The sequence below is a fragment of the Tardiphaga sp. genome (assembly GCF_044336785.1).
Classification (GTDB): Bacteria; Pseudomonadota; Alphaproteobacteria; order Rhizobiales; family Xanthobacteraceae; genus Tardiphaga.
Window position 1 is genome coordinate 1 of sequence record NZ_JBIIOT010000056.1, and the last position, 20,697, is coordinate 20,697.

Genomic DNA, 20,697 nt, shown 5'->3' on the forward strand with positions numbered 1-20,697 from the left:
CCGCGGCCTTCCGATACGCCGCTTCCACATCCACGATCTCCGCCCGCCGCAGCACGCGCGTCTGCGGCACTTGCTCGGCGGTGGCGATCAGATGGGTGATGAAGGAGGCATCAGGCCGCACGCTGCGCAGCAAGGCCGGGATCGCGCGCGCGACCGGCCCCGTCGGTGTGATAGCACGCGTCTCCTGTTGAACAGTCTCCCGCTCGATCACGACATCGCCCGCGCGCCGCATCGGATGCGACGTGGTCGGGGATATGCGGCTGGTCGCCGTGATCGACATGGTTAAGCGCGCTCGCGTCTCAAATCAGGACGGAGGGTGGTCCCTCCGGTACCATCGTCGCAAGTCCCGTGCCGGCGCTCTCCACAACTCCCTCTGCTTGCGCGGGTCTTGCGCAAACCCGCCACATAGCTACGATTTCTCCATTGTTTAGCAACTTGGACTAACTTTTTTCAGCACTCACGCCGTATTGTCCTGACACGAATCACGCCAGCAGCGTCCCGAAACGAGGCGACATTTGACATCCGCCCCACCCGATCCTGCCTCAAAGCCGCAGCCTGCTTTCTCCGAGGCAGACATCCTGGCGCGTCTCGGCCAGGCCGCCTTCGTCTGGGACATCGCCAGCGACGCCATCACCTGGACCGCGCCGGCCGCATCCATCTTCACCGACATCCCCACCGACACCATCGCCCGCGGCACCGACTTCGCAGCCCTGATCGAGCCGCATCGCGCCGTGCGCAGCGAGGCGCTGGTGTCGGCGCTGCAATCCGGCGGCACTTATCGCATCGATTACGGTGTGCGCGCCTCCACCACCGCGCCGCTGCTGTGGATCGAGGAAAACGGCAGCGTCCGCACCGGATCTGACGGCCGGCCGCTGCGCGTCGAAGGCATCGTGCGCATCAACAACGAGCGCCACGCCCATGACGAGCAACTCGTCAAACTTTCGCAGCGCGATCCCGTCACCGGCGAACTCAACCGCACGCATCTGCTCGCAGCGCTCGCCGAGTCCATCGAGGAAGCCACGCGCTTCCGTGCCAGTTTCGCCTTCATGCTGATCGGCATCGATCATCTCGGCCGCATCAATGACGCGTTCGGCTTCGATGTCGCCGACGATGTGATTGCCGAACTCGCCCAGCGCATCCGCGTGCGATTGCGTGGCGGCGATATCATGGGGCGCTTCTCCGGCAACAAGTTCGGCCTGGTGCTGAAGAACTGCACCGCCGACGACGCCAATATCGCGGCCGAGCGCTTTCTCGCCGGCATCCGCGACGACGTCATTCCGACCAAGTCCGGCCCGGTCTCCGTCACCGCCACCATCGGCGCGATCAGCATTCCGCGCTATGGCCGCGACGTCAACGAAGCCGTCAACCGCGCGCAGGAAGCACTGGATGCCGCCAAGCGCCGCCGCCGCGGCAGCTTCAATCTGTGGCGCCCGAATGTGGAGCGCGACGCCCAGCGCCGCGTCAACATCCGCGTCACCGACGAGATCGTCAAAGCGCTCAACGAGCGTCGCATCGTCTGCGCCTTCGAGCCTGTGGTGCGCGCCGATCGCAGCGGCCCCGCCTTCTACGAAGCGCTGGTGCGCATGAAGCAGGACGACGGGCAACTACTACTCGCCCCGGACATCGTGCCGGTGGCCGAGCGTCTCGGCCTGATCCGTCTGGTCGATCACCGCGTGCTCGAACTGGTCATCGCCGAATTGGCTGAGACGCCCGATGTGCAGCTGTCGCTCAACATCTCGCCGGCCACCACCACCGACCCCGACTGGTGGGCGACCATCGAATCCATGATGCGCGCGCATCCCGGCGTCGCGGAACGCCTCATCGTGGAGATCACCGAAACGGTGGCGATCCAGGATCTCGACGACATCCGCGGCTTCGTCAATCGCCTGAAGGCGCTCGGCAGCCGTATCGCCATCGACGATTTCGGCGCCGGCTACACCTCGTTCCGCAATTTGCGCAAGCTCGCGGTGGACATCGTCAAGATCGACGGCGCCTTCGTGCAGAACATCGCCCATTCCGCCGACGACCGCGCCTTCGTGCAGACCCTGATCGATCTCTGCCGCCGGCTGGAGATCCAGACCGTGGCCGAATGGGTGCAGGACGAGACCAGCGCGCGGATGCTGCAGGACTGGGGCTGCAATTATATTCAGGGGCGATTGACCGGGCTGGCTTCGGCGGAACGGCCGTGGCTGCAAGGCACCGAAGCCGTAGGGCGGATTAGCGAAGCGTAATCCGCCAACCGAGTGCAGTGACAAAGAACGGCGGATTACGGCTTCGCCTCATCCGCCCTACGTCCGCCTCACACCAGCGGCATCCGAAACACGAACCGCGTCTCATCCACCGTCGAGGTCGCGCTCAGCATGCCGCCATGGGCGCGCCCGATCTCGGAGGCGATATAGAGCCCGAGGCCCAGGCCTTCCTGATTGCCCTGCCCGGCGCCGCGGGAAAACGGCTGGAACAGCTTGCCGAGAATCTCCGGCGGAATCGGCGCGCCGTGATTGGTCACCGACAGTTCGAGCTGCGTCAGCCCCGTCTCCGCGCTCACGGTGATCGGCCGGGCGGGATCGCCGTAAGCCAGCGCATTGCCGAGCAGGTTCGACAGCAACTGACCAATGCGCGCGGGATCGCAATCCACCGGCCGCTTCAGATCGAGCACCAGATCGATCTGGCGGCCCGGCGCATGGGCCTGCAACTCGCCCACCACCTGCTGCAGCACCGGCGCCAGATCCTGCGCGGTGCGCGTCAGCGTCAGCCCGTCGCCGAGCCGGCCGCGGGCGAAATCCAGCACATTGTCGATCAGCCCGGCCATCCGGCGCACGCTGTTCTGCATCAAATCGAGATAGCCGAACTCTTCCTCGCTCAGCGCCGCCTTGCGCAGCCGCCGCGCCACCGCAGCGATGGACGCCAGGGGATTGCGCAGGTCGTGGCCGAGCACCGCAATGAACTGTTCGCGCAATTCAGAAGTCTTGCGCTCATCCGACAGGTCGGCCTCGCTGAGCGCCAGCTTGTCCACCACATTCAGGTGGAACCCGATCAGCTCGGCGAACAGCTTGAACATGCCGAGCGTCTCCGGCGTGTTCAGCACATGCGGGTCCGGGTCGATGGCGCAGAGCGTGCCGAAGAAGCTGCCGTCGGCGAGAAAGATCGGCATCGAGATATAGCTCTGCAGCCCGTAGATCGCCGGCGTGTGATGGCCGCTATAGACGGCATCCTGCGCCACATGGTCGATCACCACGGGCTCGCGATGCTGGCGGATCTCGTGGCACAGCGTGCTCTCGACCTTCAGCTCGCCGCCGGGCACGAGGCCGAAGGCAATCTCGTCGCGCACCGCGCAGCAGATCCAGCGGCTGTCGGTGACCCGCGCCACCGCGGCAAATCGCATCCCGGTGGTGCGGCACACCACTTCGAGGATTTTGGTCACGGCCTCGATCCGCTGGACGGCAGCAATGTCAGTCTCGAAGGCGGGCGGCAGTGCGGTCACGTGGCAAACTCGATGGCAATGATCGACTATAGGCCGGCTGCGCGTGCGGCCACAACAATCATCCGCCTGTAGCGGCCGATCGCGACGTGCTAGAGCCTTGTGGTAAGGGGATCATGACCGGGGGATTGCGATGACTGTGTTGGGTAACGGACTGACGGCGCTGGTGGCGCTGCTGCACGTCTACTTCCTCGTGCTGGAGATGTTTCTCTGGCAGAAGCCGCAGGGCCTGAAGACCTTCAAGAACACGCCGGAGAAAGCCGAGATCACCGCGGTGCTGGCCGCCAATCAGGGCCTCTATAACGGCTTCCTCGCTGCCGGCCTGATCTGGGGACTCCTGCATTCCGCACCCGCCTTCGCGTTCCAGATCAAGGCGTTCTTTCTGCTGTGCGTGATCGTGGCGGGGGTCTATGGCGCCATGAGCGTGAGCAGGCGGATCCTGTATGTGCAGGCGGTGCCGGCGGCGCTGGCGCTGCTGGTGCTGTGGCTGGCGCGATAAGCGCCGCCCACTCTCCCCTTCATCCTGAGGAGCCAGCGACTCTCCCCTCATCCTGAGGAGCCGCGCAGCGGCGTCTCGAAGGATGGCCGCAGACGCCGGGCCAGGCCATCTCATGGTTCGAGACGGCGCTGCGCGCCTCCTCACCATGAGGGGCCGAGCTTGCCCCTCATCTTGCCAACCCCGAATCCTTCCCTCACACTCTGCGTCAACGACGGCGCCCTCACCGGGAAGACCGTCGATGACACATCAGGGAAGGCAACGACATGAGAGCCACGCTCGTTCATTCGGTCGCCGCATGCGCCATTGCGACCGCGCTATCTGCAGCATCTTTTAGCACCCCCGCATCCGCCCAGAAGAAATACGATCCCGGCGCCTCCGACACCGAGATCAAGATCGGCCAGACCGTGCCGTTCTCCGGCCCCGCCTCGGCCTATTCGTCCATCGCCAAGACCCAGGCCGCCTATTTCAAGATGATCAACGAGACCGGCGGCATCAATGGCCGCAAGATCAACCTGATCCAGTATGACGACGCCTATTCGCCGCCCAAGGCGGTGGAGCAGGTGCGCAAGCTGGTGGAGTCCGACGAAGTCCTGCTCACCTTCCAGATCATCGGCACGCCCTCGAACGCCGGCGTGCAGAAATATCTCAACACCAAGGGCGTGCCGCAGCTGTTCGCCGCCACCGGCGCCACGCGCTTCACCGATCCGAAAAACTTCCCCTGGACCATGGGCTACAACCCCAACTACCAGACCGAAGGCCGGATCTACGCCAAGTATATTTTGAAGAACCATCCGAATGCGAAGATCGCGATCCTCTGGCAGAATGACGATCTCGGCCGCGACTATCTCACCGGCATGAAAGCCGGCCTTGGCGACAAGGCGGCATCGATGATCGTGTCGGATGCGAGCTACGAACTCGCCGACCCCACCATCGACTCGCAGATCGTAAAACTGAAATCCTCCGGCGCGGATCTCCTGTTCAACGCCTCGACGCCGAAATTCGCGGCACAGGCGATCAAGAAGGTCGCCGATCTCGGCTGGAAGCCGATCCACATCGTCGACATCAATGCGACGTCGGTGGGCGCGGTGCTGGTGCCGGCCGGGCTCGAGAACAGCAAGGGCCTGATCTCGACCAATTACGGCAAGGACCCGGCCGATCCGCAATGGAAGGACGATGCCGGCATGAAGCGCTATCTCGCTTTCATGGAGAAATACTATCCCGAGGGCGACAAGAACTCGAACTTCAACACCTATGGCTATGGCAATGCCCAGCTGATGGTGGAAGTGCTGAAACGCTGCGGCGATGACCTGACGCGGGCGAATGTGATGAAGCAGGCGACCAGCCTGTCCAATCTCGTCTTCGACCTGTCGCTGCCGGGCTTTGTCGGCTCGACCTCGCCGACGGATTACCGCGTCAACAAGCAGCTGCAGATGCAACGCTTCAATGGCGAGCGCTGGGAACTGTTCGGGCCGATCATCGAGGATGACTCGGCGGGATAGTCGGGAGAGTAGCTGCGCGGCTTCATCGCCACGCGGCTTGTCGCCACCCGCAAAAGCGGGTGGCCCAGTAGACACCGCTGGCGCGGCTCTATCACTGACAGTCGAGATTACTGGATCGCCCGGTCAAGCCGGGCGATGACAGTTGAGAGGACCGAGCGTCCTTACGCCGCCTTCGTGAACATCGTCAGCACGCCGTCTGCGATGTTCACCGCGACCACCTGTGCCGAGCTCACGCCCTTCTCCTTCAGCGCATTCGCGGCCGCCGGCGAGGCATCGATCGACGCGCGCAGGCCCTTCATGTCCTCGTCGCTGGTCTTGGACACGACCTCATCGACCTGCGTCTTCACCGCATCGGGCAGCGTTTTGACGTCGATCACCTGGATCTTGTTGATCTGCACGGTGGACTTTGGCGCCGCACTTTCCGTGGGCGCCGATCCCTGCGCCATCACGAGCGCGGGCGTGCCGAGGGAGAGCGAGGCAGCGAGAGCAAGAGCAGTCATGGTGCGCATGGTCGGTCCTTTCCGTTGATTGGACGCCCAGCGGTATCGCGGAAGTGTGCGGAAGGTCTGGAGGGGATGGGGCGATGAGGTGAGGAGAATGCGGCGATGATGTGGGGCTTTGGAGAACGAAGCAGCGACGCTCGTTCTTCTCCATGCCCCAAGCGTGGCGTAGCCACGCGCAGTGGGAAGGGTGGATCGATGCGAGCGTTCAGCGAGCATCGAGACGTGTGGGGCCGCCCGTTGCGCGGCGGTGAAGGCCGGTCATGGCCGACATCATCGCGAGAATGACCAGGACTATGCGCTTGCTGGCGCATCATCCCCCTCATTGCAGGGGGGACACAGGTGAAAAGCCACTTCGCGCGATGGCGCGGCAAGGACGGCGCGTGGGCGGGTGAAACGACAACCCGATCCTCACTTGTCGTCGCCCGGCTTGACCGGGCGATCCAGTACACGACGGCGGAAGTGATGAGGCACAGCACATAGCACGAGCGTCGATGCCTGCTCGGTGTCTGCTGGGTCACCCGGTCGCGCCGGGTGACGACAAAGGAGCGTCCGCGACTCGCGCCGCGCGACCTCATCGCCTCCTGAAACCCTCAGTCGCTGGCCAGCGCGGCGCGGCTACGCTATCGGACACATCTCGTCACAAATCCCTCCCCGCACGCGCACGGCCTCATGAAAACTTCTGCTGTCACGCTCGCGCTCGCCGCGATCCCGGTTGCGATCTCTGCATCTGCCGCCGCCGCTCCCGATGCGCGGTTCATGCGCGCGCTCGACAAGCTCGATCCAAAGACCCGGCTGGAGCAGATCTGCGATCTCGAGGCGATGCGGAAAATGAGCGCGAGCGGGTCGGCCGGCGCGCGGGTGGATCGCGCCAAATCCGACGTGATCATGCCGCCGCAGCACATGGGCAATACGCTGGTGGCCAAAGGCGGCGCCTATCGGGCCGGCGGCAAATGGTACCAGATGTCCTTCACCTGCAAGGCGACGCCGGACCACAAGACCGTGCTCGATTTCAGCTACAAGACCGGCGCCCTCATTCCGCCCGCGAAATGGCAGACTTACGGGCTCTGGAAGTAATCCGGCGCCCCACGCTAACCCTTTTCCGAAAAGATCGCCGGATAGCTTGACGTTCCCCGCCCGCAAGGCTTGATGGCGATCATCAAGGCTGCCCGCTTGCGGCCCGAATCCGGGTATAATCCGGATGGAACTTATTGGAATCCGGGCCTGCGCGCCCTCTCCTGTCCTGCGGTCGAGGCCATCAGTCCGAATGTCCGACAAGCCGAAAGCAACGAAAGCCAGATGGCGGCCAGATCTCTGGCGCCGTGAGCGGCTGACGCTGGCTGTCGGCGTCACGACCTTGGCGCTGCTGGTCGGCATTGCCGGCACGGCCTCGGCGCAGTTCTTCGGTTTCGGCGGCCCGCCTCAGCCGCAGCAACGCCAGCAGCCGCGCGGCGGCGGTGGCGGCTGGTTCGGCGGCGATTTCTTCCAGCCGTTCCAGCAGCAGGCGCCGCAACAGCAGGCGCCGCGCCGCCGCGAGGATTTTTCCCGCGCGCCGCAATCTGACAAGACCAACGCATCGGCCGAGCGCAACGTGCTGGTACTCGGCGACAGCATGGCCGACTGGCTCGGCTATGGTCTGGAAGACGCCTATTCGGAACAGCCCGACATGGGCGTGATCCGCAAGCACAAGACCGTGTCAGGCCTGCTGCGCTATCAGCCCAAGGGCGAGCCGTCTGATTGGGCGGCGGCAGCCAAGGGCCTTCTCGCCAGCGAGAAGGCCGATGCCATCGTCATCATGCTCGGCCTCAGCGACCGCATCCCGCTCCGCGAGCCCGACAAGAAGGCCGCCAAGAAGGAAGGCGCCGCCGATGTGAAGCCCGGCGACAAGCCGGCCGACAGCGCGGACAACACCGACGATGCCGACATCGCCGATCCCGGTTCGATCCTGAACGAGCGCGGCGCGCGCGGCGGCGGCATGGTGGATTTCCGCGATGACCGCTGGGGCGAGCTCTACGCCAAGAAGATCGAGGAGATGATCACCATCGCCAAGAGCAAGGGCGTGCCCGTGCTGTGGGTCGGCCTGCCCGCGGTGCGCGGGCCGAAGGCGATGGCCGACATGGTCTATCTCAACAATCTCTATCGCGATGCCGCGGCCAAGGCCGGCATCACCTATGTCGATGTCTGGGATGGCTTTGTCGATGAATCCGGCCGTTTCCTGCAGCAGGGCCCGGATTTCGAGGGCCAGAATCGCCGGCTGCGTACGCCGGACGGCGTCTATTTCACCAAGGCTGGCGCCCGCAAACTGGCGCATTATGTGGAGCGCGAGATCACCCGCCTGCTCTCCGGCCGCTCGGCGCCGATCGCGCTGCCGACCGAGCCGGCGCAGCCTGATGTGGCTGTCGTGCCCGGCGGTCCGCCGCCGCGTCCCTTAGCGGGCCCGATCGTGCCGCTGGTCGCAGCCTCCATCGGCGGCGACACGCTGCTCGGCGGCCCCGGCGCCAAGGCGCTGACGGTCGATCCCCTCGTGGCGAAGACGCTGGTGAAGGGCGAGCCGCTCAATGCACCGGCCGGACGCGCCGATGACTTCGCCTGGCCACGCCGCGAGATCGGCCGTGAACAGGCCAAGGGTGACGTGCCGATGGCCGCGGTGATGCCGACGCCATCGAGCTCAGCCGGCGCAACATTGCCCGACGGCATGACGCCGATCATCGCCCCGGCCGCGCCGAAGCAGCAGGCGAAGAAAAAGACGCCGATCGTCCCGGAAACGCCGTCCTTCTTCGGCAATCTGTTCGGCAATGACGAGCCGCGCCGTCCGGCGCAGCAGGGAGCCCCCCAGCGGCCCCGTCCGCAGCAGCAAGGCGGCCCGCGCCCGCCGGCCAATGTCGGCCCCGCCGCCTCCGCCCCCTCCGGCTTCATCTTCCGCTAAGCGCCTGATTCCAGACACAAAAAATCCCTCACCCGCTTGCGGACGAGGGATTTTCAGTGAGCTAATTCAATCGCTTAGTAGTTAAAGCGATTGGGCCGACGGCGCGGCGGGCGCGACATCAGCATCGCCAGAGCAAAACCGATGCCGCCTGCGATCAGCAGCGAGCCGAGCGGATTGTCGCGCACCTTGTCGGTGAGCGCCTGCGTGCCGTCGCGATAGGTGTCGCTGTCGAGCGCATCCTTGGCGTAGCTCGCGGCCTTCTCGGACGCATCGCGCACGCCATCTTTCACCTGGCCATACAGATTCTGCACGGTGCCTTCGGCTTCGCGCGTGCGGCCCGAAATCTCGGTGCGCTCGTCGCCGGTTGCCTTGCCGACAACGCTTTCGATCTTGCCGGCGGCATCTTTCGCGGCACCTGCAATGCGGTCCTTATCCATCTCAATCACTCCGTGAGGGAAACTCTCGCCGGTGTAATGCCCGAAGCGCTTGCTGGTTCCCTCACGATGTTGCGGGCCGCGAGAAACCACGTGACCTCGTCGCCGATCGATGCAAGCCTTTGCGCAAGCCTCAAAATGAAGGCGAAACATCGGAGGATTCCCTTGTCGGATTACAAGACACTCAGCCGCTCCGTGCGCGGCCTCACGGTTCTCGTCACAGGTGCCGCAAGCGGCATGGGCCGCGCGACGGCGCGCGTGTTCGGCGAGGAAGGCGCGAATGTCGCCGTCACCGATCTGTCACCGGAAGGCACGCGAGAGGTCGCGGACGCGATCGCCGCAAGCGGCGGCAGCGCACGCGCATGGACGCTGGACGTCGCCGATCCCGAACGCATCAAGACGGTGGTAAACGAAGTCGCGGCGCATTTCGGCGGGCTCGACATCATCGTCAACAATGCCGGCATTTCGGTTTCCACCGAGATCGACAAAGATGGCTACGACACCGCATGGGATCGCGCGATTGCAGTCATGCTGACCTCGCATCAGCGCACCATCCGCGCCGCCTTGCCTTATCTGCGCAAATCAAAATGCCCGCGCATCGTCAATATCGCCTCCACCGAAGCGCTTGGCGCGACGGCGTTGCACAGTCCCTATTCCGCAGCGAAGGCTGGCGTGACAGGCCTCACACGTTCTCTCGCGGTCGAACTCGGCCGCGAGGGCATCACGGTGAATTGCATCTGTCCCGGCCCGATCACCACAGGCATCACGCAGCGCATCAGCGACGAGCACAAGGTCATCTTCGCCAAGCGCCGTACGGCATTGCGCCGCTATGGCGACCCCGAAGAGGTCGCACATATGACGGTGAGCCTGTGCCTGCCGGCTGCGTCCTATCTGACGGGCGCGGTGATTCCGGTCGATGGCGGGCTGATGGCGCGCAATGCCTGAGCGCTAGATGCGCTCGATCTTCGCCTTGTCGAGCACCTCGCTCCAGCGCTTCACATCCGAGGCAAGGAGGTCGATCACCTCCTTCGGCTGTGAGGTCTTGGCCTGACTGCCGAGCGCGAGCAGACGCTCCTTCACGGCTTCGTCCTTGAGCAAGGTCGTGGTCGCCGCATGCAGGCGGGCCACGATGTCGTCGGGCAATGCGGCCGGACCGACAAGCGCATACCAACCGGGCGCGGCGTAGTTCGGAAAGCCCGCTTCGGCGACGGTCGGAATATCCGGGAAAGACGCAAAGCGCTGCGCGGTGGTGACAGCCAGCGCGCGAAACTTGCCGGCCTTGATCTGCTCGATCATCGAGATCGGCGGATCGACCATGAAATCGACGCGGCCCGCGAGCACTTCGACCACAGCCTGCGCGCCGCCGCGGAACGGAATGTGCTGGAATTTGACGCCGGCCAATTGCGCCACCTGCTCGACGATCAGGTGCGGACCTGACCCAACGCCGGGCGTGCCGTAGGTGAACGGCTTGTCCGGTTGCTTCTTCGCGGCAGCGATGAGCTCGGCGAGTGTCTTGAACGGCGCATCCGCATTGCAGGAGAACATGTAGGGCGCTTCAGACACCTGACAGATGCCCTTGAGATCATCGACCGGCTTGTAGGACAGGGTCTTGTAGAAGGCCGACGACGCACCGTAAGTCGCGGTGATCAGCGAGATCGTATAACCATCCGGCGCCGAGCGTGCGAGCTGTGCACCAGCCAGCGTTGTGCCCGCGCCGGGCTTGGTTTCGACCACGACGGTCTGGCCGAGAATCTTTGCAAGACCTTCCGCAAGCACGCGCGACGTCGCATCGGTGCCGCCGCCTGGCGCGAAACCATGCAGCAGCGTGATGGTTTTGTCTGGCCAAGCGGCTTCAGCGCGGAATGGAAGAAGTGTGGCCGCAAGCCCGGCCACAACGGTACGCCTATTCAAAGTCATTGCTGTCCTCGTATCTGGAGGTAACAGCGTAGCAAGAGACGTGCCGCGACCGCGCGGATCGGCTTAGCGGCCGCGCAGCCGATCCAGGATTTCAGAAGTTGCAAAACCGTCGGCGGGCGCGCCGATGGACGCCTGGAAATTGCGCAAAGCTTCGCGCGTCATGCTGCCGAATTGTCCATCCGGCGTGCCTTTGTAATAGCCGCGCTGAACCAGCAGCTGCTGCAACTCTAGCCGCTCGGCGCGCGAGAGCACGCGCTCCTGGCGCGGCCAGGGCTGCACGAAAGGCGCGCCGCCGCGGAGCTTGTCGGCGAAGTGGCCGATCGCCATCGCATAGGCTTCCGCCGGATTGTATTTCATGATGACGCGGAAATTCTGCATCATCAGAAAGCCCGGTCCCTGCGCGCCGGCAGGCGCAAGCAGATACGCCTTCTCCGTGCCGCGCGAAAATGGCTGGCCATTGGCGCGCTTGAGGCCGAGTTGCTCCCATTGCGCCAGCGTCAGCATCTTGGCGCGATCGGCCTGCATATAGTTGAAGCCTTGCGGCACCACGACTTCGTAGCCCCAAGGCTGTCCGCTCTGCCAGCCATCCTTCTTCAGGTTGTTGGCGGTGGAGAAAATCAGGTCGGTGGGATTATCGACGACGTCGCGGCGACCATCGCCGTCGCCATCGACGGCAAAACGCTTGAAGGCCGTCGGCATGAATTGCGTCGGTCCGAATGCGCCGGCCCATGAGCCCTTAAGTTGCTCGCGGCGCAGGTCGCCGCGATGCAGGATTTCGACCGCCGTGAGGAATTCGTCCTTGAAGTAAGGCTGGCGACGGCCGACGCAGGCGAGCGTGGCGGTCGAGCGCACCACGTCGCGATCGCCGATCATGGTCGAGTAGTTGGACTCGATGCCCCAGATGGACGCGACGATATAGCGATCGACGCCATAGGCGCGCTCGGCGGCATCGAAGATCGTCTTGTATTGCGCCAGCACCTCGCGGCCCTTGGCGGCGCGGTTGTCGTTCACCAGGATGTCGAGATAGTCCCAGATCGCCTTGGTGAATTCCGGCTGCGAATCCATGAGATCCATCAATCGCAGATCGGGTGTCAGCCCGGCGGTGATGTCGCGATAGTTCTGTTCGGAAATGCCACGCCGTGCGGCATCAGGCCACAGTCCGGCAACGCAGCTGTCGAAGTTCGCCGCGGCCTCGCGAATCGCGCCGGAGGTCATCAGCGGATGGCCGGACGCGCCGTCTTCGCCGCTCCATGGCAAAGGCGGACTGGCGCCTGTGGCAGGCGCTGGCGCGCTCGGTGCCTGAGCCTGACGCTGGCCGGGACTGAAGATGTTGTCGAGGAAATTAAGCGGATTGCCGGACTGTGCATACGCAGCAACGGGCGATACGGCCAACGCGACGCCCATCATGATCGCGGCCAATCGCTTGCGGCGCATGATGTCCTTGCGTCCGCTCAATCCTGTAGTCGTCATCCGGCAATTCCATTCGTAACGGTGTGATGACAAGAGGTCGGAGAGGGTTTCGATCCGCTTAATACTAGTCCGATTCCGGCGGCAAGTCAGACGCCCGGCTCGTCTGGAATACCGATAGAGACAGCGGGCTGGACATACATCCGCCTTTGTTACCGCTTGCAAAGGGAACCTGGGCGCGCGATCTTTGTTGTGTTGCCTGCACCCCTTCCTTTCCAGCTCACTGCAAAGCTCCCGATGAAAATTCGTAAAGCCGTTTTCCCAGTCGCTGGTCTTGGCACCCGCGTCCTTCCCGCCACCAAGGCGATGCCGAAGGAAATGCTGACCATCGTTGACCGCCCCCTGATTCAATATGTCGTCGATGAGGCCCGCGAAGCCGGCATCGAACATTTCATTTTCGTCACCGGCCGCAACAAGGGCGTCATCGAAGACCACTTCGACCGTATGTTCGAACTCGACGAGACGCTGAAAGGCCGCAACAAGACCGCCGAAATGGAGCAGCTGGCGAGCTCCCAGCCCGGTGCCGGCGATACCAGTTTCACGCGCCAGCAGGCGCCGCTCGGCCTCGGCCATGCGGTCTGGTGCGCGCGCCACATTGTTGGCAACGAGCCCTTTGCCGTGGTGCTGCCGGACGAGCTCGTGCTGAATTCACCGGGCGCCTTGAAGCAGATGGTGGATATCGCCCAGAGCGTCGATGCCAAGTCCAATCTCGTGGCCGTCGAAGAAGTGCCGGTCGAGCTGACCCATCAATACGGCATCTGCAGCATCGGCGAGCGTCACCCGACCCATACCAACGCCTTCAGCGTCAACGGCATGGTCGAGAAGCCGCCAAAGGGCACCGCGCCGTCCAACCTGTCGATCACCGGCCGCTACATCCTGCAGCCCGAGATCTTCAAGATCCTGGAAACGCAGGAGCGCGGCGCCGGAGGCGAGATTCAGCTGACCGACGCCATGATCGGCCTGGCCAAGCAGCAGCCCTTCTTCGGTGTGAAGTTCGAAGGCGAGCGCCACGATTGCGGCTCAAAGGCCGGCTTCCTGCGCGCCAATATCGCCTATGGCCTGCGCCGGCCCGATCTTAACGAAACGCTCCGCGCGGACATGCTCCGCTATCTCGGGCAGTAAGAGTGTAGGATGGGTTGAGCGAAGGCGCGTAGCGCCAGAGCGAAAACCCATCACCGCATGCTCTGGCGCTTGTCGTGATGGGTTATCGCTACGCTCAACCCATCCTACACGTTCGAGATTGTCTCACGCCGCCATCGACCGGTGCGTGTCCTCAGCGACGACGCACTGGTTGCGGCCTGCGGCCTTGGCCGCGTAGAGCGCCTTGTCGGCGGCTTCCACCAGTCCGGTCCATTCCATGGTCACCAGCGGACGCATGCTGGCGACGCCGATACTGACCGACAACTGGGCAGGGTCGGCAGGAACGAGTTCGACCCGTTGACGGATTTTCTCTGCGACCTCGCAGGCATCCTGCGCCGACGCGCCCGGCAGCAGCACGGCAAATTCCTCGCCGCCATAGCGTGCAGCACAGTCGCCCGAGCGCTTGGCCGCGGCCGAGATGCAGCCCGCAATGGCGATCAGGGCCTGGTCGCCGGCCTGATGCCCGAATGAATCATTGAAGATCTTGAAGTAATCCGCGTCCACCAGCAGCAAGGCGATCGGCCTCGCCGAACGGATGGCACGGCGCCATTCCATCTCGATGGATGCATCGAACTTGCGGCGATTGCGCAATCCCGTGAGCGCATCCGTGGTGGCGAGCTCTTCGAGCCGGCCTTCGGCGCGCGCGCGGCGGCTGATCTCGCGGGCGAGAAACACCGTCCCCACGCTGATGAAGGCAATCAGTGCCAGCATGATGGCGCCGATACGCCAAGCCTGCTTCTGCCACAGCGTATAGATGCCGGTCCATGGCCGGCCGACGATGACGATCAAGGGGCGCCCGCTGTCGCGCCAGACGAACAGCCGCATGATGTTGTCGACGGCCCCGACGCCAGAATAGCTGCCATTGGCGCGGGCCAGCACGCGCATCACGCCCGGCGTCTTGCTGAGATCCTTGCCGATCACATTCAGATCGAACGGAGCCCGCAGAAGGACGATGCCATCACGCCGAACCGCTGTGATCGTCTCGCCGGGATTGAGGCGCAGCCGGTCGAACAGATCGAGAAAATAGGAGAACCGGATCGACCCTGCGACGACACCGGCAAAGTTGCCTTCGGTATCGGTGATGCGACGGCTGAGCACGACCGAATAGGCGCCCCGATGCATCCGCGGCACGCTGATGAACAGGCCGCGCTCGCCGTCCAGCCGGTGAACCTTGAAGAAATCTTCATTCGCCCGGTTTTCCTTGGCGGGATCGAGCGAGGCGGCGTCGATCGTCAGATCGCCCTCGGCATCGAATACCTGAATGGCGCCGAATTGCGACGACGAAGCCGCCTTGTCGAACAGGATGAGCTGACGCATTTCGCGGCTGAGCAGACCGAGCTCGGGCGTATTGATGCCCGACACCACCGCGCGCAGCGACAGGTCATATTGCTCGATGGTACGCCCGATATCGGAATCGATGGAGGTGGCGAGATTTTCGCTGGTCTGCTTCGCCAGCGCCTGTTCGGCGTGGCGCATATCGAGCATGACGCTGCCGCAAATGGCAGAGAATCCGACGATCGTGACCGCCGACGACAGAATCAGCAGCTTGGCCGACAATGGCCACCGTCGCATTCCAATGACTGAATTCCAAAAACGCATAAAGTAAAACTCCCGCCATGACGCATCGCACGCGAAAGCTTGCCGAGCGCTTAAATACCCGCTCCCGGTTCCCCACGGCGTTAACGAAGCATTTCTGAGACCGTTCAAGTAGCTGATACGGTGTGGAGCTACCGAACAGGCGGTGGCGCACGGCGGGATAGCCGCGTATGACGGTCCGGACGCCCAAACTCCCGAGGACCATCCGTGCCCGACTACGATCTCTTGCGCGCCTATCTGGCGACCCAGACCAAGGATGAAATCGTCCTGACCATGGATGCGATCGAGGAGATCATCGACGACGCCTTGCCGCGCGCCTCGCACCGGGCCTCGTGGTGGGAAACCGACCGCGCGCCGGACGAGCACATGCCCCAGCGCGAGGCCTGTATCGAAGCGGGATTTGTGGCGACGCGCCTGCCCGATGGCTCCGGCGTCAAGTTTCACCGGAAGACGGCGAAGTTTCTGCGGAAGTGGAAGTAGGCTCCGAGCGCCGTTTTCGTCCGCTCTCGGACCCTCATGGTGAGAAGCGTGCACTTGGCACGCGTCTCGAACCACGAGTTGGCCTGGTTGGTGAGATCAGCACACATCCTTCGAGACGCCGCTTCGCGGCTCCTTAGGATGAGGGCTGCATGTGGGCTCCTTGCGACTAGCGCTGCAGGCGCACGCCGAGCATCACCACAGTTGCCGCGGTGCTGGCACCCACCACGTTGGAATTCAGGATATCGCGGCGAACCTGTGCCTTGAGCCAGACCTCGCGGCTCATCTTGTAGAGCAGGTTGCCTTCGATCGAATAGATCTTATCCGAGCGGAAGTTCTCCTGATAATCCTGCGTGCCGTAAGTGAACTTGCCGATCGCAGTGAGCCAGCGGCGGAAGTCGTGATCGACCTGCACCGTATAGAGCCGCGTCAGCACGCCGGGAACGCCAGGCACTGTCGTCTCGTCGATGGTCGTCGTCGTGATGAAACGCGCCGTGGTCAGTGGCGTCGGCGTCCAGACGAGCGAGGCCGAGGTGAGCAGCCCCTTGAGCACTTCGAGGCGTGGATCTTCGTATTTGCGCGCGAGATAGCCGACGGACGCTTCGCCGGTCAGCAGGCGCGTGAATTCGAACGTGGTGCCGGCCTTGATATAGCCGCCGCTTGAATCGCGCAGATAGGTGAAGCGATCCGCCCGCTCGTCATGGACACGGACATCGCCCTGGATTTCCGCAAATGGCTTAAGGCCGGGCAGCACCTCGTAGCTGACACGACCGACGCCGCCATACTGATTGAAGTTACGATCCGTATTCGGCGTCGTGATGCCATTGACCAGTTTGGAGTCCTGATAGACGGTGCGATCGACCAGAGCGTCCATCTTCAACTGAAAGCGGTTGAAATCCTGCTCGATGCCGAGCGAGCCGCCGGTGGTCGTGAAGAGCGGGAATTCCTTCATGCCGGCGGTGTTGTTCGGGCTGCCGGGATTGTCGGAGCCGACGCGCATGCGGGCTTCGGTATTGATGCGGGTGTCGCGAGTCGCATCGATTCGCCCGGCGATCTTGCCGTTGAACTCGGCACGATCGACATTCTCCGGCGACGGCGACACCTGCGCGATCGCCGATGGAAATGTCTTGTCATAGCCCGTGAACGAGCCGCGCAGATCGACCACGACCGAATGGCGCGACCAGTTGGACGCGGCCAGAAGCTCCGGTGCGATCTGATACAAGGATGCGCCGCGCGGCTGAAGCAAGCGCGCGGGGTTATCGCTGTAGCCGCCCATGATCTCGACGGCGCCCTTGACCAGAAAGCTGCCGACCCGGATGCCGATGGGCGCATAGGGATCGGGATCGATCGGCAAACGCTTGCGGGCGGGCTGACCGATCACCGCGCCTGCAATTGCGGGCGCGACCGGCGGCTTGGCCGCCTTGGCCGATGGCGGCACGGGTCGCGTTTCCTGGACAAGCGGCGGCGGCAAACTGCCAGGCCCGACAGGACGCTTCGGCCTTTGCTGGCCGGGATAATATTTGACCTGCTGCCGCTTGCGATTGAGTGCGTCATAGCCGCTGCCGGCAGCGCCTGACGCCGCAGGCACGGGTGGCGTGATGATCGACTGATCCTGGCGCTGTGGAGACAGCAGACTGGTCTGTAAGGTGCCGCGCGGTTGCAGGCTGTTATTGCCGGGGCGACGCGACGGCAGATTTTCGGGCTGAACGAAGCCGCCCGGAACCGGGGCAAGCAGATCCGAGGTCAGCGCCTGTGCGAAAACAGGGGATGGCGCGGCGAGCGCGAGGCACAGACATGCCGAAACCGCGCCGGTCGCCCGCGCGCGGTTCTTTGTCCGGTCTGCCCGACCCATCCTCACGATCACAAAAACTCCAACGCCATCAAAAACTTGGATGAGTTCATCAACCGCGGCCGCGGACCGCCGGACGACAACTCATGGTTAAGGGAGTTAAAACGCTTATGGTTAATGGGCCGTTGAGATTTGGCGGACGGGCGTTTCGCTTCCCGCGCAGCCGCGTGCTAAAGGACGGCCAGCACTAGGCCGATGGACCGGCCGCAGGACACCACCCATGGCCCTTTCCAAGATCCCGACCTCGACCATCAGCGATCAGGCCAGCGAGGCGATTGCCTCGGCGCTGCGCACGCTGGAGGCCGAAGCCAGTGGCGTCACCGCACTTGCCGCGGCACTGCAGGCCGATCTCGGCGCGAGTTTCGTTGCCGCCGCCGACCTGATCCGCAATGCCAAGGGCCGTTTGATCATTACCGGCCTCGGCAAATCCGGCCATATCGGCCGCAAGATCGCCGCGACTTTTGCGTCCACCGGCACGCCAGCGTTTTTCGTCCATGCGGCCGAAGCCAGCCATGGCGATCTCGGCATGATCACCGCCGATGACGTGATTCTCGCCATGTCATGGTCCGGCGAGCAGCCGGAGATGAAGAACCTCATCACTTACGCCACGCGCTTCAGCATCGGCCTGATCGCAATGACGTCGGAGGCCGGCTCGACACTGGCCACCGCTGCCGATGTCGCGCTGACACTGCCGAAGGCGCGCGAGGCCTGTCCGCATAATCTCGCGCCGACAACCTCGTCGCTGATGATGCTGGCCATGGGCGATGCGCTCGCCATCGCGCTGCTGGAAGGCCGTGGCTTCACCACGCGCGATTTCAGCGTGCTGCATCCCGGCGGCAAGCTCGGTGCGCTCTTGAAATATACGCGCGACCTCATGCATCAGGGCGACGCCGTGCCGCTGAAGCCGCTCGGCACAAAAATGTCGGATGCGCTGGTGGAGATGTCGGCCAAAGGCTTTGGCTGCGTCGGCATTGTCGATGGCAACGGCCATGTGGTCGGCATCGTCACCGACGGCGACCTCCGCCGCCACATGCGCGCCGACCTGATGACGGTCTCTGTCGATGACGTGATGACGAAAAACCCCAAGACCATCAGCCGCGATTTGCTCGCCGGCGAGGCGCTGGAGCTGCTCAACACGGCCAAGATCACCGCGGTGCTGGTGACCGACGCGAAGAAGCCTGTGGGGATCGTGCATCTGCACGATCTGCTGCGTGCGGGTGTGGCGTAACGCGATTACGCTCTCCAAACTCAGCCCTCATGGTGAGGAGCGTGCCCCTCGGCACGCGTCTCGAACCATGACTGGTGTGGCTCTCGCGTTCGCGGCCATCCTTCGAGACGCCGCTACGCGGCTCCTCAGGATGAGGTCAGAGCTACGCCAGACCCACCGTCAAACTCGCGCCATCCGCCTTCACGATCTTCACCTTCGTGCCCGCGGCGACATCCGGCCCGCTGACGCGCCAGACAGTGTCATCGACGCGCACGATGCCTTCGCCATCGACGATCGGACGATCCAGCGTGAAGACGCGGCCGACCAGCGCATCGCTGCGCCGGTTCAGAAACGGATTCGGATTGGCACCGGGCTTCTGCTGCGCGACGCGGCGCCAGATCGGCACGGCAGCGGCAGCGAATACTGCAAAGATCAGCACCTGCACTTGCCACGACGGCGCAACGATGAAGGACAGCATGCCGACGAGGAATGCGGCGAGGCCGAGCCAGAACAGGAAAATGCCGGGCGCCAGCAATTCCAGCGCCATCAGCAGCACACCGAAGATCAGCCAGTTCCAGGTGCCGAGCGTGACGAACATCTCTGCCATGGATTGCCCCTTACGCCGCCGGCGGCTTGGTCGGTGGCACCGAGCCGGCGCGGCGCGCGGCCTGCGCGGCGACGGCCTGTTCGCCAAATGTCGCCTTGGCGATCTCGCCGATGCCGCCCAGCGAGCCGAGCATGCTGGTCGCCTCCATCGGCAGCATGATGATCTTCTGGTTCGGCGACTCCGCGAGCTGGCCGAACGCCTTGATATATTTGTCGGCGATAAAATAGTTCAGCGCCGCGACGTCGCCCTTGCCGATCGCTTCGGAGACAAGCTGCGTGGCCTTCGCTTCGGCTTCGGCCGCGCGTTCGCGCGCCTGCGCATCGAGGAAGGCGGATTCGCGCCGACCTTCCGCCTGCAGGATCTGTGACTGCTTGGCGCCCTCGGCGCGCAAGATTTCCGACTGCCGCTGGCCTTCGGCCTGCAGGATTTCGGCGCGCTTGACGCGCTCGGCTTTCATCTGCCGGCCCATCGCCTCGACCAGATCGGCCGGCGGCGCGATGTCCTTGATCTCGATGCGGTTGACCTTGATACCCCATGGCGCCACGGCCGCATCGACCACGCGCAGCAGCCGTTCATTGATCTCGTCGCGATGCGACAGCATCTTGTCGAGATCCATCGAGCCCATGACCGAACGGATATTGGTCATGGTCAGCACGACGATCGCCTGCTGCAGATTGGAGACTTCGTAGCTCGCCTTGGCGGCATCGAATACCTGGAAGAAAGCGACGCCATCCACGCCCACGGTGGCATTGTCCGCGGTGATGACCTCCTGCTCTGGAATCTCGATCACCTGCTCCATCATGTTCACCTTGCGGCCGACGCGATCGAAATAGGGAATGATGAGATTGAGGCCGGGCGACAGCGTGCGGGTGAATTTGCCAAAACGCTCGATGGTCCAGTCATAGCCCTGCGGCACTGTCTTCACGCCGGCGAACAGCGTGAAGATGATCAAGAGTGCAATGGCAATGGCGAAAATGTCGAACCCGGACATCGGTGTCTCCCTGCGGCAAAATGGACGCGCGACGTGGTGCGTCTCGGTGTTTTGTCGTTCGCGGGGATTGTAGGGTTCGACACGGGGAAAAGCGAGAGACTCCGCCCCTC

General features: G+C 63.8%; 18 protein-coding genes and 1 pseudogene. 9 read left to right on the forward strand and 10 right to left on the reverse strand.

What is annotated here, in order from left to right:
- Positions 1 to 280, reverse strand: a pseudogene (locus ACIQ2A_RS16385) (hypothetical protein); the annotation flags it as partial.
- A gap of 235 nt (positions 281 to 515) precedes the next feature.
- Here ACIQ2A_RS16385 and ACIQ2A_RS16390 point away from each other — a divergent pair.
- A complete protein-coding gene (locus tag ACIQ2A_RS16390) occupies positions 516 to 2,231 on the forward strand; it encodes an EAL domain-containing protein (protein ID WP_398481052.1) in 1,716 nt (571 codons plus the stop codon).
- A gap of 68 nt (positions 2,232 to 2,299) precedes the next feature.
- On the opposite strand, the gene ACIQ2A_RS16395 is transcribed toward ACIQ2A_RS16390, so the two are convergent.
- Positions 2,300 to 3,481 (reverse strand): ATP-binding protein, encoded by a 1,182-nt coding sequence (locus ACIQ2A_RS16395; RefSeq protein WP_398481054.1) that lies wholly within the window; start codon positions 3,479 to 3,481, stop codon positions 2,300 to 2,302.
- 130 nt (positions 3,482 to 3,611) lie between these two features.
- On the opposite strand from ACIQ2A_RS16395, the gene ACIQ2A_RS16400 reads away from it, so the two are divergent.
- On the forward strand, positions 3,612 to 3,977 hold the full coding sequence (locus ACIQ2A_RS16400) for a DUF1304 domain-containing protein (protein WP_398481056.1): 366 nt from the start codon (positions 3,612 to 3,614) through the stop codon (positions 3,975 to 3,977).
- A 263-nt stretch (positions 3,978 to 4,240) separates the two neighbouring features.
- Entirely contained in the window at positions 4,241 to 5,476 is a 1,236-nt protein-coding gene (locus tag ACIQ2A_RS16405; protein WP_398481058.1) for an ABC transporter substrate-binding protein, read from the forward strand.
- 161 nt (positions 5,477 to 5,637) lie between these two features.
- On the opposite strand, the gene ACIQ2A_RS16410 is transcribed toward ACIQ2A_RS16405, so the two are convergent.
- The gene (locus tag ACIQ2A_RS16410; protein ID WP_398481060.1) at positions 5,638 to 5,976 is read right to left on the reverse strand and encodes a hypothetical protein; all 339 of its coding nucleotides are present in this window, start codon (positions 5,974 to 5,976) and stop codon (positions 5,638 to 5,640) included.
- A gap of 672 nt (positions 5,977 to 6,648) precedes the next feature.
- Here ACIQ2A_RS16410 and ACIQ2A_RS16415 point away from each other — a divergent pair.
- Complete coding sequence (locus ACIQ2A_RS16415; RefSeq protein WP_398481063.1) at positions 6,649 to 7,053, forward strand: DUF930 domain-containing protein; 405 nt, start codon at positions 6,649 to 6,651, stop codon at positions 7,051 to 7,053.
- A 190-nt stretch (positions 7,054 to 7,243) separates the two neighbouring features.
- Positions 7,244 to 8,902 carry a GDSL-type esterase/lipase family protein gene (locus ACIQ2A_RS16420; RefSeq protein WP_398481065.1) on the forward strand — a complete coding sequence of 553 codons (1,659 nt, stop codon included), beginning with the start codon at positions 7,244 to 7,246 and terminating at the stop codon, positions 8,900 to 8,902.
- Between the two features lie 74 nt (positions 8,903 to 8,976).
- Here ACIQ2A_RS16420 and ACIQ2A_RS16425 read toward each other — a convergent pair whose 3' ends face one another.
- Positions 8,977 to 9,339: a CsbD family protein gene (locus tag ACIQ2A_RS16425; RefSeq protein WP_398481067.1), complete on the reverse strand. Its 363-nt coding sequence runs from the start codon at positions 9,337 to 9,339 to the stop codon at positions 8,977 to 8,979.
- Between the two features lie 162 nt (positions 9,340 to 9,501).
- Here ACIQ2A_RS16425 and ACIQ2A_RS16430 point away from each other — a divergent pair, with 162 nt between their 5' ends.
- Positions 9,502 to 10,281 carry an SDR family NAD(P)-dependent oxidoreductase gene (locus ACIQ2A_RS16430; protein WP_398481069.1) on the forward strand — a complete coding sequence of 260 codons (780 nt, stop codon included), beginning with the start codon at positions 9,502 to 9,504 and terminating at the stop codon, positions 10,279 to 10,281.
- A gap of 3 nt (positions 10,282 to 10,284) precedes the next feature.
- Here the strand turns inward: ACIQ2A_RS16430 and ACIQ2A_RS16435 are convergent, their stop codons facing one another.
- Positions 10,285 to 11,253 (reverse strand): Bug family tripartite tricarboxylate transporter substrate binding protein, encoded by a 969-nt coding sequence (locus ACIQ2A_RS16435; RefSeq protein ID WP_398481071.1) that lies wholly within the window; start codon positions 11,251 to 11,253, stop codon positions 10,285 to 10,287.
- 63 nt (positions 11,254 to 11,316) lie between these two features.
- The gene (locus ACIQ2A_RS16440; RefSeq protein ID WP_398481107.1) at positions 11,317 to 12,660 is read right to left on the reverse strand and encodes a lytic murein transglycosylase; all 1,344 of its coding nucleotides are present in this window, start codon (positions 12,658 to 12,660) and stop codon (positions 11,317 to 11,319) included.
- Between the two features lie 297 nt (positions 12,661 to 12,957).
- On the opposite strand from ACIQ2A_RS16440, the gene galU reads away from it, so the two are divergent.
- Positions 12,958 to 13,842 (forward strand): UTP--glucose-1-phosphate uridylyltransferase GalU, encoded by an 885-nt coding sequence (galU, locus tag ACIQ2A_RS16445; protein ID WP_398481073.1) that lies wholly within the window; start codon positions 12,958 to 12,960, stop codon positions 13,840 to 13,842.
- 123 nt (positions 13,843 to 13,965) lie between these two features.
- Here galU and ACIQ2A_RS16450 read toward each other — a convergent pair whose 3' ends face one another.
- Positions 13,966 to 15,432: a diguanylate cyclase gene (locus ACIQ2A_RS16450; RefSeq protein ID WP_398481075.1), complete on the reverse strand. Its 1,467-nt coding sequence runs from the start codon at positions 15,430 to 15,432 to the stop codon at positions 13,966 to 13,968.
- Positions 15,433 to 15,663: 231 nt separating this feature from the next.
- Between ACIQ2A_RS16450 and ACIQ2A_RS16455 the strand changes: the two genes are divergently transcribed.
- Positions 15,664 to 15,936 (forward strand): hypothetical protein, encoded by a 273-nt coding sequence (locus ACIQ2A_RS16455; RefSeq protein ID WP_398481078.1) that lies wholly within the window; start codon positions 15,664 to 15,666, stop codon positions 15,934 to 15,936.
- 166 nt (positions 15,937 to 16,102) lie between these two features.
- Here ACIQ2A_RS16455 and ACIQ2A_RS16460 read toward each other — a convergent pair whose 3' ends face one another.
- A complete protein-coding gene (locus tag ACIQ2A_RS16460; RefSeq protein WP_398481080.1) occupies positions 16,103 to 17,785 on the reverse strand; it encodes an outer membrane beta-barrel protein in 1,683 nt (560 codons plus the stop codon).
- 217 nt (positions 17,786 to 18,002) lie between these two features.
- Between ACIQ2A_RS16460 and ACIQ2A_RS16465 the strand changes: the two genes are divergently transcribed.
- Positions 18,003 to 19,010 (forward strand): SIS domain-containing protein, encoded by a 1,008-nt coding sequence (locus tag ACIQ2A_RS16465; protein WP_398481082.1) that lies wholly within the window; start codon positions 18,003 to 18,005, stop codon positions 19,008 to 19,010.
- 142 nt (positions 19,011 to 19,152) lie between these two features.
- On the opposite strand, the gene ACIQ2A_RS16470 is transcribed toward ACIQ2A_RS16465, so the two are convergent.
- Both ACIQ2A_RS16470 and ACIQ2A_RS16475 read right to left on the reverse strand, forming a co-directional pair.
- Complete coding sequence (locus ACIQ2A_RS16470) at positions 19,153 to 19,596, reverse strand: NfeD family protein (protein WP_398481084.1); 444 nt, start codon at positions 19,594 to 19,596, stop codon at positions 19,153 to 19,155.
- Between the two features lie 10 nt (positions 19,597 to 19,606).
- Positions 19,607 to 20,587, reverse strand: coding sequence for an SPFH domain-containing protein (locus ACIQ2A_RS16475; RefSeq protein WP_398481086.1), 981 nt, complete (start codon positions 20,585 to 20,587; stop codon positions 19,607 to 19,609).
- Positions 20,588 to 20,697: the final 110 nt, after the last annotated feature.